We start from the raw sequence: 13,628 nt of genomic DNA, 5'->3' as shown, positions 1-13,628 counted from the left end.
GCAGATTTCGCGGCGCGTTTTCTGCGGTCTGTGACCGATCCAGCAGCACGAGCCAGTCCCAGCACCACGGACAGAGGTTTCGAGGCTCGTCGCTGGCGCTCCTCGCACCTCAACCACCGAGGAAGGGACCGGCCTCTCAGACCGCCTGCCAGCGCAGCACCTCGAGCGCGACGCCGACCCGCAGCGCGTCGTCCGCGAGCGGCCGCGGGAGCAGCTCGTCGGCGCGCGCCAGCCGGCGCAGCACGGTGTTGCGGTGCGTGAAGAGCCGCGCGGCCGCGGTGGAGGCGTTGCCGAGCGAGGCGAGGTAGGTGCGGACCGTCTCCTGCAGCTCCGCCGACGCCTCGGCGAGGTCGCCGAGGACCGTCCGCACGAACTCCTCAGCCCGCGCCTCGTCGCGGGTCACCAGGGCCGCGAGCTGGACGTCGTCGAAGGTGACCAGCTGGTCGTCGGCCCCCAACCGGGCGACCAGGCGTCGTACCTCGACGGCGTCGCGGTGGCTGCGCCGGAAGCCCTCGACGTCGCGGGCCGGGCCGCCGACGGCGACCCGCACCTCCGGGGTACGGCGGAGCGCGGCCTCCAGCGCGGCCCGGTCCGGCGGCGCGGACGACGGGAGCCAGACCCAGATCGTGCTGGCCGCGGCGACGACCGTCAGCCGCTGCCGGGCCCCGCAGGCACGCATCAGCGCCTCGGCCGCCCGCTCGAGCCGGCCGAGGTCGGCGTCGGGGTCGGTCGCCCAGACGACCGCGGCCGTGTGGTCGCCGTCGAGGCGGTGCGCGAGCACGGCCTCCGCCCGGGAGCGGGAGACCGGAGCGCCCTCGAGCAGCAGCGAGACCAGGTCGCGCCGCTCGGCCTGCGAGCCGCGCGTCAGCTCGTCGCGCTCGGCGTCCATCCGCGACGCGACGGCCGCGATGGTCCCGTCGACGAAGGTCGAGATCGACGCGGCCGAGACCACCAGGAGCTCCTCGAGCTCGTCGACCTCGCGGGTCAGGCCGAAGCAGATCTGCATCCACGACTGCCAGGCGACGTTCTGGCCCGTACGGTAGGCATCAAGGGCGGCCTCGTCGAGCCCGCGCCGGACCAGGTCGCGGGCCACGTCGAGCTGGACCGTGCTGACGTTGGGCGGCACCCGGTCGCCCGGCGCGCGCACGTTGGCGCTCGCCCACGCGAGCAGGTTGTCGAAGTTCGCCCGTCGCAGGGCATCGGCCAGCGCGGGGTCGGCCGCGATCGCGGCGATCGGCCGCGCGGACAAGGTGGCCTCGTGGACCGGCACCACCCACGCGTCGGGCGCGGCCAGCGCCAGCTCGGCCGCCTGCCGCATCAGCTCACGGGTGCGCGCGGAGGGGTCGTCCCAACTCATCCCGACACGGTACGGCGTGCGGTGCACCCTGCACCATCGACCAGGGTCGAAATGTCGGATCAGCCCTGCCCGGCCCCGTACCGGCCGCCGCACCATGGAGTCATGACCACGAGCCCCGAACACCTCGACGTCCTCGTCATCGGCGCCGGCATCTCCGGCATCGGGGCGGCCCGCTACCTGCTCACCGAGCGGCCCGGCACCACCTTCGCGGTGCTCGAGGCGCGCGGCGCGTCCGGCGGCACGTGGGACCTGTTCCGCTACCCCGGCATCCGCTCGGACTCCGACCTGCAGACCTTCGGCTACGAGTTCAAGCCGTGGACCGACAAGTCGGCGATCGCCAGCGCCGACAAGATCCTCGCCTACCTGCGCGAGACCTCGGCGGAGTACGGCATCGAGCCGCACATCCGCTACCAGCACCGCGTCCTCGGCGCGGCCTGGTCGAGCGAGGACGCCCGGTGGACGGTCGACGTCGAGCGCGGCGACACCGGCGAGCGGTTCACGCTGACCGCGGGCTGGCTGTTCGGCGCGACCGGCTACTACGACTACGAGGCCGGCTTCACCCCGACCTTCGAGGGCCGCGACCGCTTCCGCGGCGAGATCGTGCACCCGCAGCACTGGCCCGAGGAACTCGACTACGCGGGCAAGAAGGTCGTCGTCATCGGCTCCGGCGCGACCGCCGTGACGCTGGTGCCGTCGATGGTCGCGGGCGGCGCGGAGCACGTCACGATGCTGCAGCGCACGCCGACGTACATCATGCCGGTGCCGTCGGAGGACAAGATCGCCAACGGCCTGCTGAAGGCGTTCGGCCAGGAGCGCGGCTACGCGATGGCGCGCCGCAAGAACATCCTCAAGCAGCGTGCGGTCTACCAGTTCTGCCAGACCTTCCCGAAGACCGCGCGCACGCTGATCCGCACGATCAACGCGAAGGCGCTGCCCGAGGGCTTCGACGTCGACACGCACTTCAACCCGCCCTACGGCCCGTGGGACCAGCGCCTGTGCGCCGTCCCCGACGGCGACCTCTTCCGCACCATCCGGGAGGGCCGGGCCGCGGTCGCGACCGACCGGATCCGCACCTTCACCGAGACCGGCGTCCTGCTCGAGTCCGGCGAGGAGCTCGAGGCCGACGTGATCGTGACCGCGACCGGCCTCAACCTGAAGCTCTTCGGCGGTGTCGACATCACCGTCGACGGCCACGCGTTCCACGCCCCCGACCACGTCGCCTACAAGGGCATGATGCTCAGCGGCGTCCCGAACCTCGCCTTCGCGATCGGCTACACGAACTCCTCGTGGACCCTCAAGGTCGGCCTGCTGTGCGAGCACTTCTGCCGCGTGCTGGCGCACATGGAGGCCGAGGGGTACGACGTGTGCGTGCCCGTCGCGCCCGACGACCTGGCGACCCGACCGCTGCTCGACTTCGCCGCCGGCTACGTCCAGCGCGCCGTCGACGAGCTCCCGCGCCAAGGCGACCGGGCGCCGTGGACGATGTCGATGAGCTACGCCGACGACGCCCGCACGATCCGCGGTGGCGAGGTCGTCGACGACGCGCTGGCCTTCTCGCGGGTCACCGCTCAGGTCGCCGTACCGGCCTGACGACGGCTGCTGCTCGGCCACCAGAACCGGTCGCCGAGCAGCACCGCCAGGGCCGGCACCAGCACCGTCCGCACCACCAGCGTGTCGAGCAGGACGCCGAGGCAGACCACCACGCCGAGCTGCGCGAGCACGACCAGCGGCAGCACGCCGAGCACCGCGAACACCGCGCCGAGCAGCACGCCGGCGCTGGTGATCACGCCGCCCGTCGCCGCGAGCGCACGCAGCATCCCGTCGCGCGTACCGTGCTCGCGCGCCTCCTCGCGGGCCCGCGTGACGAGGAAGATGTTGTAGTCGACGCCGAGCGCGACCAGGAACAGGAACGCGAAGAGCGGCACCTGCACGTCGAGCGCCGCGAACCCGAGCGGCCCGGTGAACAGCCACCAGGACGCGCCCATGCTCGCGGCGTAGGTCGCCAGCACGGTCGCGACCAGCAGCACCGGCGCCACCAGCGAGCGCAGCAGGAGCAGCAGGGCCAGGAGCACGACGGCCAGGATCAGCGGCAGCACGACCTTCCGGTCCCGGGCCGCACCGTCCCGCTCGTCGAGCGCCTCGGCCTCCTCGCCGGCGACGTGGGTGTCGTCGTACTCCTCCAGCGCGGAGCGCAGGTCCTCGAGGCAGGCGCGTGCGGCCGCGCTGCCGGGCGTGGCGTCGAGGACGACGTCGATCCTGCTGACGCCGCCGCCCTCGCCGGCCACCTGCGCCGAGACCACGCCGGGGGTCTGCTCGACCGTCGCGAGCACGTCTGCCGCGTCGGCCCGGGTGAGCACCTCGGTCGGGCTGGAGGTGCCGGCGGGGAAGGACTCGGCGAGTCGTTCGCCCGCGCTGATCGCCTCCGGCTCGTCGAGGAACTGGTCGGCACGACCCAGGCCGGTCTCCACGCGCAGCAGCCCGACCGCGAGCACGGCGAGCACTGCGGTCGTCGCCGCGACCAGCACGCCCGGGCGCCGCCGGACCACGCCGCCGACGCGGTGCCAGAGCGAGGTGCGCTCGGCGAGCGGCGTCGTACCGACGCGGGGGGCGCGGGGCCAGAACACCCATCGCCCGAACAGCACCAGCAGCGCGGGCAGCACCGCGAGCACGAAGGACGCCGCCACCACGATGCCGACGGCGCAGGCGAGCCCGATGCCGCGGGTGCTCGGGGTCAGCGAGAGCAGCAGGGTCAGCAGGCCGAGCACCACGGTGGTGGCGCTGGCGAGGACCGGCTCGGCCGTGCGGCGCAGCGCGAGCGACATCGCCTCGTGCCGCGACTCGTGGCGACCGAGCTCGTCGCGGTAGCGGGAGATCAGCAGCAGCGCGTAGTTGGTGCCCGCACCGAACACGAGGACCGAGAGGATCCCGACGGTCGACTCGTTCCACGCGACGTCCAGGGCGGCCATCGCCTGCGTCGCCAGGATCGCCGCGAGCCGGTCGGCGACGCCGACGACGAGCAGAGGGACGAGCCACAGCACGGGGCTGCGGTAGGTCAGCACCAGCAGCACGGCCACCACCGCGGCGGTCGCCAGCAGCAGCCGGGTGTTGGCGCCGTCGAAGACCTTCGCCAGGTCGGCCTGGATGCCCGCCGGCCCGGTGACCTGCGCCCTCACCCCTTCCGGTACGGCGTCCGCGAGCGTCGTGCGCAGCGCGTCGACCTTGTCGACGGTGTCCGTGGCCGACGCGGCCGTCACGGGTACGACGGCGAACGCGGCACCTCCGTCGGGCGCGATCGTCAGGCTCTGCGGGACTCCCCCGGCCGCGCGGACCGCCGGTGCCAGGGCGTCCGCGGTCATCGGGCCCGCGTCGTCCGCGGTGAACAGCACGATCGCGACGTCCTGCTCGTCATCACCGAGCTGGGCGTCGAGCTGGGCGGCCAGCGTGCTGTCCAGGCCGCGCGGCAGGGAGTCGGTCGGCTGTTGCGCGCGCTCGCCCTCGCCGAGCAGGCCGATCGCGAGCACCGCGAGCAGGAGCGGCGCCAAGGCCACCAGCCACGCCACACGGGGGCGGACAATGGGGAGGAGGGAAGCAGGCATGTGCTTAACTTACTTGACCATCAAGAAGGTGAAGAATTGAACCAGCCCTGGCACGCCACGGTGACGCTGGAGACCCTGCGCAGCATCCTCGAGGCAGCGGTGGAGATCCGGCAGGTCGTGTCGCGGCGCACCGGCCTGAGCCCCGTGGAGCTCGCGGCGCTCGAGCAGCTCAGCCACGGGCCGGTCGGACCGGCTGCCCTCGCCCGCCGGCTCGACGTCACGGGCGCGGCCGCCACCGGCATCGTCGACCGGCTCAGCCGCCGTGGCCACCTCGACCGCGTCGCGGACGCGACCGACCGGCGTCGTACCCAGCTGCACATCACCGACAGCGCCCAGGAGGAGGTGCAGCGCCACCTGCGACCGATGTTCGCCGGCCTGGCCCGCCTCGACGCGGAGCTCGGCGCCGACGAGCGGGCCGCCGTCGAGCGCTACCTGGAGGGTGTCCTCGCCTGCCTCGAGGATGTCATCGAGGCACCCGAGGAGGACTGACCGGGACCTGTCGGCGGAGGGCCGCAGGGGCCTACCCTGCGCAGGAACGGCGCGCGTGCGCCGGCAGCGAGGGGGAAGCGCCATGCACGGACGTCATCTCGTACGACGGACCGCACTCGTCCCGGCAGTCACCGCCGGCCTGCTGGGCGCGAGCTTCCTGAGCCCACCGGGGGCACAGGCCGCCGGCGAGGCGAGCTGCACGATCATCAGCCCGCAGGTCGTACTGATGTACGTCAACCACCCTGCCGTCGTCCCCCTCCTCGAGCTGTCCTTCGGCAGCGGCTCCGCCATCGTGTCCATCAACGGCTCCCCCGTCGGCAGCTGCGCGCTCAGCGGACGCACCGAGGTCCAGGTGAGCAGCGCGTCGGGGTTCGGGGCGTGGCAGGTGTCGGACGCGGGGCCGTTCCTCAACGACGCGATGCAGCCGAGCCACTTCACGTTCGGCGAGAACGACCCGGTCGTGGTGGTCCACGGCAACCCGATGACCTCGGCCTCCTACCAGGCCTCCGGCGGCACCGGCGTCGACATCGACGGGCTCCCGGGACCCGAGATCAACGCCGCGACCGTCTACCGCGAGCTCGTCCTCGTCGGCAGCGACAACAACGACACCATCGACCTGGCCCCGAACCCGATGCTGGTCTTCGACGGCACCAACACGACCATCAAGGGCCAGGGCGGCAACGACACGCTGCGCGGCGGCCTCCACGGCGACGTGATCGAGGGCGGCTCCGGCAACGACCAGATCGAGGGGTGGGACGGCAGCGACACCCTGGTGCCCGACGGGGATGCCGACCAGGTCTGGGGCAAGGCATCCAACGGCGGGCCCGATACCGACGACGGAGCGGTCGACACCTTCGTCGTCGACTTCGACGGCGCCGAGGACACCGTCCGCGGCGACGGCTTCGACGCCATCGATGCACTGTCCCCGCTGGGCGTGGCCTTCAGCAACGGCGGCTCCCACGACGACGGCTCGTTCCAGGAGGGCGACACCTACAGCGGGATCTACGACGTCACCACCGGCCCCGGCCCGGACGCGATCCAGACGACCGGCGTCGGCGTGGTCGACGCCGGCGACGGCAACGACACCGTGCTGGTGGGCGTCTCCCCCATCAACGGCGTGCACGCGGACGCCGGAGCCGGCACCGACACCCTGGACCTGGGCGAGGTGGCGGGCCCGACCGACGGCTCCCTCTCGGCGAGCGGCGGCGGATTCGTCGTACCGACCTTCCCGCAGAACCTCGCCTCCCACTTCGAGGCGATGGCCGGCGGCAGCGGCCCCGACACCTGGACGATCGACTGTGCCTGCACGGCGACGCCCCGCGGCGGCGCGGACGACATCACCTTCACCCGCGACGGCGGACGGTACGTCGCCGAGCCCACCACCGACGGAGCGGACGCCGTGGTCGCCGAGGACCGCGTGACCGTCACCGCCGACTACGCCCAACGCTCCGCGCCGGTGAGCCTGACCCTCGACGCCGAGGCCGGCGACGGTGCGACGGGCGAGGGCGACGCCCTGGACGGGATCACCACCCTGCTGGGCGGCTCCGCGGCCGACACCCTCGTGGGCGACAGCCGCGCCAACCGGATCGAGGGCGGAGCCGGCAACGACACCGTCAACGGCCGCGGCGGCGACGACACGCTGCTCGGCGACGACGGAGCCGACGCCCTCACCGGCGGCAGCGGTGCCGACCAGCTCCTCGGCGGCGTGGGCAGCGACCGGTTGGCCGGCGGCGACGGCGACGACCGCCTGCTCGGCGACGCCGCCACCGCCCCGACCGGCGGCAACGACACCCTCGACGGCGGCGCCGGGGACGACGACCTGTTCGGCCACGCCGGCAACGACGTCTTCACCGAGGGGTCCGTCGCCAACGGCCAGGACCTGCTGTCCGGCGGACCGGGCACCGACCTGGCGTCGTACGCCCTGCGCAGCGCGGCGGTGCGGCTCAGCCTCAACGGCAGGTACGACGACGGCGCGACCGGCGAGGGCGACCGGATCAACGGCGACGTCGAGAACCTCACCGGCGGGAAGGGCGCCGACACGATCACCGGCAACGCCCTGGCGAACCTGCTGACGGGCGGGCCCGGGAGGGACGTGCTGAGCGGGCTGGCCGGCAACGACACCTTCCAGAGCCTCGACCGCCTCGTCGACTCGCTGCTCGGCGGCACCGGGGTCGACCGGGCCCACCGGGACACGACCGACAAGGTCAACAGCGTCGAGCAGCGCTTCTGATCACGCGTCGCACCTGACGTAGCGGTCGCGAAGTCGTCGATCTCGGGCTCCTCTGACACCTCCGTGGGTCGGCTAGGCGCTGGATGCCGTCAGGGCTGCGGTGTCGTGGGTGGTGGGAGTCTGAAGCGGCAGCGACGAGCGGGTCGGGTGGGTGGCTGGGTCCGGCGGTCGGGTGGCGGTCCGAGGTGCGCGGTCGACCCCCTCGATTGGTCAGAGACCGCAGGTTTCCGGGCGAATTCTCTGCGGTTTGTGACCACTCGAGGGGTCCCCGAGCACGCAGCGGACCATCACCCGCTGGGCGGCCGCGTCAGCGGCGGCGCGGACGAAGTCCGCGCCGGAGCCACCGCGAGAAGCCCCCGAACGAGGACCGACGGCTGCGTCAGGAGAGCCGATCTCGCGACCGATCGGTCAGCTGCGACGCATCAAGGATCGAGGCGCGCGAGCTTCGTCCAGCCCGTCCAGCCACGCTCCTCGAGCAGCGCGAGCAGCCGTGGCGCCATCGGCACCGAGCTGAGGAAGACCCCGTCCAGCAGCTCTGCGAGGTCGTCGGGCAGGTCGAGGTCGTCCTCGTCCCACCCGTCCGGGGCGGCGGCCAGCTCGGCCTCGATGAGCCCCACCAGCTGGTCGGCGAGGCCCGCCACCCGCGGGTCGTCGGGCGCCCAGTCGATGGCGTCGGCGAGGTCGCGGTGGAAGGCGTTCTGCTCGGGCTGGTCGAGCTGGGCCTCCTTGAGCGCCATGAACGCCGGCATGTGCTGCGGCAGCTGCGCCGCGACGAGGATCCACGCGTCCCGCTCGCCCGCGATCAGCCGCTCGGGGAGGCCGATCTCCCGGAGCCGGGCGAGGTAGGCCGCCGCCTCCGGAGGGAGCGCGAGGTTGTCTCCGGCGGCGAGCTGGGCGATCCGCTCACGGTGGCGCTGGCGCTCGCGGATCTCGGCCCGCAGCCGCCGGTCGATGTCGGCGACCGCCGCGGCGAACTCCTCCTCGTCCGCGTCGAGCAGCTCCTCGACACGGGCGAGCGGGACGCCCGCCTCGGCCAGGGTGCGGATCCGGATCAGGTCCGAGACCGCGCGGGCGCCGTAGCGCCGGTAGCCGGAGTGGTCCCGCTCGGGCTCCGGCAGGAGTCCCTTCGCGTGGTAGTGCCGGACCGTCCGGATCGTCACGCCGGCGTACGCCGCCAGCTCGCCGATCGTCAGCATGGCTCCATCCTGCCCGCTGGCCCCGTCAGGCGATCGCGCGGTGGTAGGCGCGCATCGCCAGCAGGTAGGCGACCACGAGCAGCCCGGCGCACCACGCGAGCGCGACCCAGATGTCGTCACCGACCGGCTGCTCGGCGTACAGGTTGCGGAGGGTGTCGACGATCGCCGTCACCGGCTGGTGCTCCGCGAACCACCGCACCGGTCCGGGCATCCCCGCGGTCGGCACGAAGGCCGAGCTGACGAAGGGCAGGAAGATCAGCGGGTACGAGAACCCGCCGACCGCGTCGGCCGACTTCGCGGTGAGACCGGGGATGACGGCGAGCCAGGTCAGGGTGAGCGTGAACAGCACCAGGATGCCGGCGACGCCCAGCCACGCGAGCACGCCCGCACCCGAGCGGAAGCCCATCAGCAGCGCCACGAGCACGACGAGGACCAGAGCGATCACATTGGCGACGACCGACGTCAGGACGTGCGCCCACAGCGCAGCGGACCGGGCGATGGGCATCGACTGGAAGCGCTCGAAGATGCCGCCGGAGACGTCCATGAAGAGGCGGTACGCCGTGTAGGCGATGCCCGACGCGACGGTCACCAGCAGGATGCCGGGCAGCAGGTAGTCGACGTAGTCGACGCCGCCGGTGTCGATGGCGCCACCGAAGACGTAGACGAACAGCAGCAGCATCGCGACCGGCGTGATCGCGGTGGTGATGATCGTGTCGGGGCTGCGCAGCACGTGACGCAGGGAGCGGCCGGTGAGGGCGGCGGTGTCGTGCAGGAAGGCGTTGCTCATCTCCAGTTCCTCTCTCACTTGCCCACGAGGGACAGGAAGACGTCCTCGAGGGACGGTTGCTTCTCGACGTACTCGACCTCGGCCGGCGGCAGCAGCGCCTTGAGCTCGGCGAGGGTGCCCTCGACGAGGATCCGGCCGCCGTGCAGGATGCCGATCCGGTCGGCGAGGTGCTCGGCCTCCTCGAGGTGCTGCGTGGTGAGCAGGACCGTCGTACCGGCGCCGGCGAGGTCCTTGACCGTGCGCCAGACCTCGAGGCGCGCCTGCGGGTCGAGACCCGTCGTCGGCTCGTCGAGGAAGACCACCGGCGGCTCGCCGATGAGGCTCATCGCGATGTCGAGGCGGCGCCTCATCCCGCCGGAGTACGACGCCACCCGCTTGCCGCCGGCCTCGACGAGGTCGAACTTCGTGAGCAGCGCGTCGGCGACCCGGTGCGGGTCGGGGAGGTGGCGGAGCCGGGCGACCAGGACGAGGTTCTCCCGCCCGGTGAGGATCTCGTCGACCGCCGCGAACTGGCCGGTGAGGCTGATCGACTCCCGCACCTTCCCGGGCGCCGTCGCGACGTCGTGGCCGTGCACCGTGGCGGTGCCCGCGTCGGCGCGGAGCAGGGTGGCGAGGATGCGGACGGTGGTCGTCTTGCCGGCGCCGTTCGAGCCGAGCAGGGCGTACACCGAGCCCGCCGGGACGGCGAGGTCGACGCCGTCGAGGACGGTCTGGCCGTCGTAGGACTTGCGGAGGTCGGAGACCTGGATCGCTGGGGGTTTCTGTTCCATGTGCGCCAGCGTCGAGGGTTGACGCTGCGTCAAGGTCAACCCCCCGATCCTCGCGAAGCCCGCGGATCCGCGGTGAGCCGGCGTCCGCGGGGTACCGGAGGTCAGGTCCACCGACGAGGGGGTCGTCATGCGAGGTACGGGAATCGGCGGCGTGGTCGTCGCCCTGTGGTTGCTCTTCGGCGTGCTGGCGGCCTACCAGCGCGACTACTTCAGCGACGAGCGGGACGTGAGCTGCAAGACCTTCGGCGACACGGCGCTCACGATCGTCGCCGGCCCGCTCAACTACTTCGGGGTCAACCCGAAGATCACCTGCGACACCCGGCCGTCGCGCTGAATCGCCACCGCGGCGGCCGGGGCGGGTGCCTGCCTCGGTGTGCCTCAGGCGCTGTGGAACCAGGGGTGGTGCAGGTCGTGGAAGGTGGCGCCCTGCATCGCGTGCTCCAGCTCCGCGCGTACGTCGGCCGGCGGCTCCACCTTCTCGCCCTCGCGGGCCGCTGCCTCGGTGGTGAACGCGACGGTCTCGACGAAGCTGCCGTCCGGCTCGATCGCCAGCGTCGCGCCGAGGATGTCCGGGCGCATCGCGTGCAGCGTGTCGCTGTCGGCCATCATCGCCTTCAACCGCGACGGGTCGTCGACCCGGCCGCGGATGATCTGCACGAAGCCCGCCTCGTCGGACCCGCCGCCCATCAGCAGGGTCACGTCGTCGCAGTCGTGGTACTCCATCGGCCCGTCCATGACCGCCGCGAAGCGCTCCGCCCAGGCGCCCTGCTCCGGCCGCTCCGAGCTGGCCGCCGCGTCCTCCCGCGACGCGAACCGGACCACCGCCATGAGCCGGTCGTCGTCGGTGAACCCGTAGGTCCCGCCCAGCCAACCGGTCGCGCCCGGCGACAGGTCGCGCCGCCACTCGTCGATGAGCCCGTGCGCCTCGTCCTGCCGGGTGCAGGATGCCTGGATCATCTGGATGAACATCAGGTGCCTCCTCGGTCGATCTCGCTGATGGTGTGCGCGAGACCGGTCGAGGCCGTTCCTCCGGGGCCCCGGCCGGGCCCACCTCGCAACGTACGACGATTCGTCGTACGGCGCCATGGTCACAAGCGCTGGACCTCGCCGGCGCGGCTCCGGATGTCGGCGAACATCGCCTTCAGGTCTGCCGAGATCTCCGCGAGCTCGACGTACGACGCCCCGGCGGCCGCGGTGTCGAGGTAGGCGAAACGCATCAGCCCGCCCGCCATGGTCCCGGCCTGGACGACCTCCAGCCCGTCGCGCGCCGCTTGCTCGAGCGCGGCGTCCAGGTCGGCGACCTCGCAGCACACGTGGTGCAGGCCCGGCCCGCGCTCGGCGAGGAACTCGGAGTACATCGACGTCCCCGCCACCGGGCGGATCAGCTCGAGCTGCAGGTCGCCTGCGTAGCTGAGCGAGATGTCCGCGGTGAAGTCGGCCGGCTCGCCGCGCAGGGTGCACGCGTCGGGCCCGAAGTGGATGCCCGGCATCCGGGCCCACCCGACCGCGCCGAACGCCGGGCCCAGCGCCTGCTCGGTCGCGTCGAGGTCGTCGGTGACCCAGGCCAGCTGGACGATCGGGCCGAACCCGGCGGTCTGCGACGTCATCGGGCCAGTGTGCCCAACGCCCGGCGTGCGGCGGCCGAGAGGTTCCGCCAGTAGGTGGCGCCGTTGCGAGCGTCGCGAGGCGCGTGCGATGGCAAGGCGCAGGCGCGACCGCGGTCTGGTTGCACCGTCGAGCGTCTGCAACGCCGCCAGCGTGCGTGCATCGCGGCGCGCAGCAGGTGTCACCTACTGGCGGAACCTCTACCCTCGCCGTATGGACATCCAGCGCCTGGCCGAGGCCCTCGCCCCGCTGCTGCGCGACCCCGAGGCCGAGGACTCCTTCGCCTACGGCCTGGCCGCGCTGCCGGCCGCCGGCACCGACCTGATGGTCAACGTCGACCCGGAGCTGGAGGACCGCGACGACGTCACCGTCGAGGCCCTCGTCGAGCGCGTCGGCGCCTTCCTCGCGATGTCCCCCGACCAGTGGGAGCAGGTGCTCCTCGACGTCGTCGCCGAGGTCGAGGACGCCGTGGGCGAGCAGGCGATCGCCGAGCCGACCGCCCTCCACGACGACCTCGCCCTCACCTCGTCGGTCGTCTTCGTCGACGCGGTGCTGCTGTCCTTCCTCGCGCCCCTGCAGTTCCCGGACGGCGTGATCCGGGTGCAGCTCGACGCGGACCTCGCCTTCGAGGACATCGACATCGAGATCGAGGGCGTCGAGACGATCACCTTCGACGGCCTCGACGAGATGCTCGACCAGCTGAGCCAGGACTCCTAGGGCTCCAGCAGGGCGGCGGCCACCCGGTCCGGCGCCTCCAGCGGCGGCCAGTGGGCGACGTCCTCCAGCGCGACGAGCGGCGCGGCCGGCAGCCGCTCCCGGATCCGCTCGGCCATGTGCGCGCCCGAGATCGGGTCGAGCATGCCCCACACGAACCGCAGCGGTACGTCGGTCCGCTCCAGCACCGAGGTCCACCGCTCCGCGTGCTCCTGGCGGTCGACGATGTACCGGATCAGCAGGTGGGCGTTGCGCTGGCCGTCGTACCTCTCGAGGGAGCGCCAGATCGCGGGGGCGTGGTCGGCCGGACCGGCCTCGGAGGCGAAGGTGGGGCCGAGCGCACCGGTGATCAGCGCCTCGTCGAGGATCGCGCTGATCTGCGGGCCCTGGACCGGGTCGAGCAGCGCGGTCTGCACCGGCTCGGGCCGGTGGATGTCCGGGTAGAGACCGCCGTTGAGGAAGTCCACGGCGACCAGCTCGACGCCGAGCGCCCCCTCCTCGCGCCGGGCCAGCAGCTCCTGCGCAACCGAGACGCCGTAGTCGTGGGCGACCAGCCGGGTGCGGGTGGTGCCCTCGGCCGCCCACAGTGCCTCGACGAGGTCGGCCTGCTCGTGGATCGAGTAGGTGTGCTCCGCCGGCTTGTCCGACGCCCCGAACCCGAGGAGGTCCGGCAGCAGCAGCGCGTACCGGACCGCCAGCGCAGGCGCGACGTGGGACCAGTCGTGCGAGGAGCTCGGGAACCCGTGCAGCAAGGTCATCGGCTCGCCCGCGCCGAGCCGCTGGACGAAGACGCCGTGCTCGCCGTCCCCGAACCGGAGCGCGACCCGCTCGCCGGACTCCCACCACGCGTCGATCGTCATGGCTGTCTCCTCGGGGTCGGACTG

General features: G+C 72.8%; 13 protein-coding genes. 5 read left to right on the top strand and 8 right to left on the bottom strand.

Annotation, left to right across the window (positions count from 1 at the left end):
• Positions 1 to 136: 136 nt before the first annotated feature.
• Positions 137 to 1,357: a PucR family transcriptional regulator gene (locus ASE20_RS24035; protein ID WP_056897112.1), complete on the bottom strand. Its 1,221-nt coding sequence runs from the start codon at positions 1,355 to 1,357 to the stop codon at positions 137 to 139.
• A gap of 102 nt (positions 1,358 to 1,459) precedes the next feature.
• Between ASE20_RS24035 and ASE20_RS24030 the strand changes: the two genes are divergently transcribed.
• Complete coding sequence (locus ASE20_RS24030; RefSeq protein WP_056897111.1) at positions 1,460 to 2,947, top strand: flavin-containing monooxygenase; 1,488 nt, start codon at positions 1,460 to 1,462, stop codon at positions 2,945 to 2,947.
• Here ASE20_RS24030 and ASE20_RS24025 read toward each other — a convergent pair.
• Positions 2,926 to 4,953 carry an MMPL family transporter gene (locus tag ASE20_RS24025; protein WP_056897110.1) on the bottom strand — a complete coding sequence of 676 codons (2,028 nt, stop codon included), beginning with the start codon at positions 4,951 to 4,953 and terminating at the stop codon, positions 2,926 to 2,928. The two genes, ASE20_RS24030 and ASE20_RS24025, sit on opposite strands and share 22 nt — an antisense overlap.
• A gap of 36 nt (positions 4,954 to 4,989) precedes the next feature.
• On the opposite strand from ASE20_RS24025, the gene ASE20_RS24020 reads away from it, so the two are divergent.
• Both ASE20_RS24020 and ASE20_RS24015 read left to right on the top strand, forming a co-directional pair.
• A complete protein-coding gene (locus ASE20_RS24020; protein WP_225869134.1) occupies positions 4,990 to 5,442 on the top strand; it encodes a MarR family winged helix-turn-helix transcriptional regulator in 453 nt (150 codons plus the stop codon).
• Positions 5,443 to 5,524: 82 nt separating this feature from the next.
• Positions 5,525 to 7,672 carry a calcium-binding protein gene (locus ASE20_RS24015; RefSeq protein ID WP_056897108.1) on the top strand — a complete coding sequence of 716 codons (2,148 nt, stop codon included), beginning with the start codon at positions 5,525 to 5,527 and terminating at the stop codon, positions 7,670 to 7,672.
• Between the two features lie 422 nt (positions 7,673 to 8,094).
• On the opposite strand, the gene ASE20_RS24010 is transcribed toward ASE20_RS24015, so the two are convergent.
• The 3 genes from ASE20_RS24010 to ASE20_RS24000 are packed head-to-tail and all read right to left on the bottom strand — an operon-like array spanning position 8,095 to position 10,425.
• Complete coding sequence (locus ASE20_RS24010) at positions 8,095 to 8,868, bottom strand: MerR family transcriptional regulator (protein ID WP_056897107.1); 774 nt, start codon at positions 8,866 to 8,868, stop codon at positions 8,095 to 8,097.
• A gap of 25 nt (positions 8,869 to 8,893) precedes the next feature.
• Positions 8,894 to 9,655: an ABC transporter permease gene (locus ASE20_RS24005; RefSeq protein ID WP_056897106.1), complete on the bottom strand. Its 762-nt coding sequence runs from the start codon at positions 9,653 to 9,655 to the stop codon at positions 8,894 to 8,896.
• A gap of 14 nt (positions 9,656 to 9,669) precedes the next feature.
• Positions 9,670 to 10,425, bottom strand: coding sequence for an ABC transporter ATP-binding protein (locus ASE20_RS24000; RefSeq protein WP_056897105.1), 756 nt, complete (start codon positions 10,423 to 10,425; stop codon positions 9,670 to 9,672).
• Positions 10,426 to 10,552: 127 nt separating this feature from the next.
• On the opposite strand from ASE20_RS24000, the gene ASE20_RS23995 reads away from it, so the two are divergent.
• Complete coding sequence (locus tag ASE20_RS23995; RefSeq protein ID WP_056897104.1) at positions 10,553 to 10,759, top strand: hypothetical protein; 207 nt, start codon at positions 10,553 to 10,555, stop codon at positions 10,757 to 10,759.
• A 44-nt stretch (positions 10,760 to 10,803) separates the two neighbouring features.
• On the opposite strand, the gene ASE20_RS23990 is transcribed toward ASE20_RS23995, so the two are convergent.
• Both ASE20_RS23990 and ASE20_RS23985 read right to left on the bottom strand, forming a co-directional pair.
• Complete coding sequence (locus ASE20_RS23990) at positions 10,804 to 11,394, bottom strand: hypothetical protein (protein ID WP_056897103.1); 591 nt, start codon at positions 11,392 to 11,394, stop codon at positions 10,804 to 10,806.
• Positions 11,395 to 11,513: 119 nt separating this feature from the next.
• Positions 11,514 to 12,032: a VOC family protein gene (locus tag ASE20_RS23985; RefSeq protein WP_056897102.1), complete on the bottom strand. Its 519-nt coding sequence runs from the start codon at positions 12,030 to 12,032 to the stop codon at positions 11,514 to 11,516.
• A gap of 211 nt (positions 12,033 to 12,243) precedes the next feature.
• Between ASE20_RS23985 and ASE20_RS23980 the strand changes: the two genes are divergently transcribed.
• Positions 12,244 to 12,747, top strand: a complete 504-nt coding sequence (locus ASE20_RS23980) for a hypothetical protein (RefSeq protein ID WP_056897101.1) — start codon at positions 12,244 to 12,246, stop codon at positions 12,745 to 12,747.
• On the opposite strand, the gene ASE20_RS23975 is transcribed toward ASE20_RS23980, so the two are convergent.
• On the bottom strand, positions 12,744 to 13,604 hold the full coding sequence (locus ASE20_RS23975) for an alpha/beta fold hydrolase (RefSeq protein ID WP_056897100.1): 861 nt from the start codon (positions 13,602 to 13,604) through the stop codon (positions 12,744 to 12,746). The two genes, ASE20_RS23980 and ASE20_RS23975, sit on opposite strands and share 4 nt — an antisense overlap.
• Positions 13,605 to 13,628 lie beyond the last annotated feature (24 nt).

It is taken from the genome of Nocardioides sp. Root240, assembly GCF_001428825.1.
Taxonomy (GTDB): domain Bacteria; phylum Actinomycetota; class Actinomycetes; order Propionibacteriales; family Nocardioidaceae; genus Nocardioides.
This window is presented reverse-complemented; position numbering and strand designations above follow the sequence as displayed.

Bases quoted from the DNA above. Each gene is read 5' to 3' on its own strand.
- ASE20_RS24015 (WP_056897108.1), top strand. From the start codon at position 5,525: ATGCACGGACGTCATCTCGTACGACGGACCGCACTCGTCCCGGCAGTC.
- ASE20_RS24025 (WP_056897110.1), bottom strand. From the start codon at position 4,953: ATGCCTGCTTCCCTCCTCCCCATTGTCCGCCCCCGTGTGGCGTGGCTG.
- ASE20_RS23985 (WP_056897102.1), bottom strand. From the start codon at position 12,032: ATGACGTCGCAGACCGCCGGGTTCGGCCCGATCGTCCAGCTGGCCTGG.
- ASE20_RS23975 (WP_056897100.1), bottom strand. From the start codon at position 13,604: ATGACGATCGACGCGTGGTGGGAGTCCGGCGAGCGGGTCGCGCTCCGG.
- ASE20_RS24010 (WP_056897107.1), bottom strand. From the start codon at position 8,868: ATGCTGACGATCGGCGAGCTGGCGGCGTACGCCGGCGTGACGATCCGG.
- ASE20_RS24035 (WP_056897112.1), bottom strand. From the start codon at position 1,357: ATGAGTTGGGACGACCCCTCCGCGCGCACCCGTGAGCTGATGCGGCAG.
- ASE20_RS23995 (WP_056897104.1), top strand. From the start codon at position 10,553: ATGCGAGGTACGGGAATCGGCGGCGTGGTCGTCGCCCTGTGGTTGCTC.
- ASE20_RS23990 (WP_056897103.1), bottom strand. From the start codon at position 11,394: ATGTTCATCCAGATGATCCAGGCATCCTGCACCCGGCAGGACGAGGCG.
- ASE20_RS24005 (WP_056897106.1), bottom strand. From the start codon at position 9,655: ATGAGCAACGCCTTCCTGCACGACACCGCCGCCCTCACCGGCCGCTCC.
- ASE20_RS23980 (WP_056897101.1), top strand. From the start codon at position 12,244: ATGGACATCCAGCGCCTGGCCGAGGCCCTCGCCCCGCTGCTGCGCGAC.
- ASE20_RS24000 (WP_056897105.1), bottom strand. From the start codon at position 10,425: ATGGAACAGAAACCCCCAGCGATCCAGGTCTCCGACCTCCGCAAGTCC.
- ASE20_RS24030 (WP_056897111.1), top strand. From the start codon at position 1,460: ATGACCACGAGCCCCGAACACCTCGACGTCCTCGTCATCGGCGCCGGC.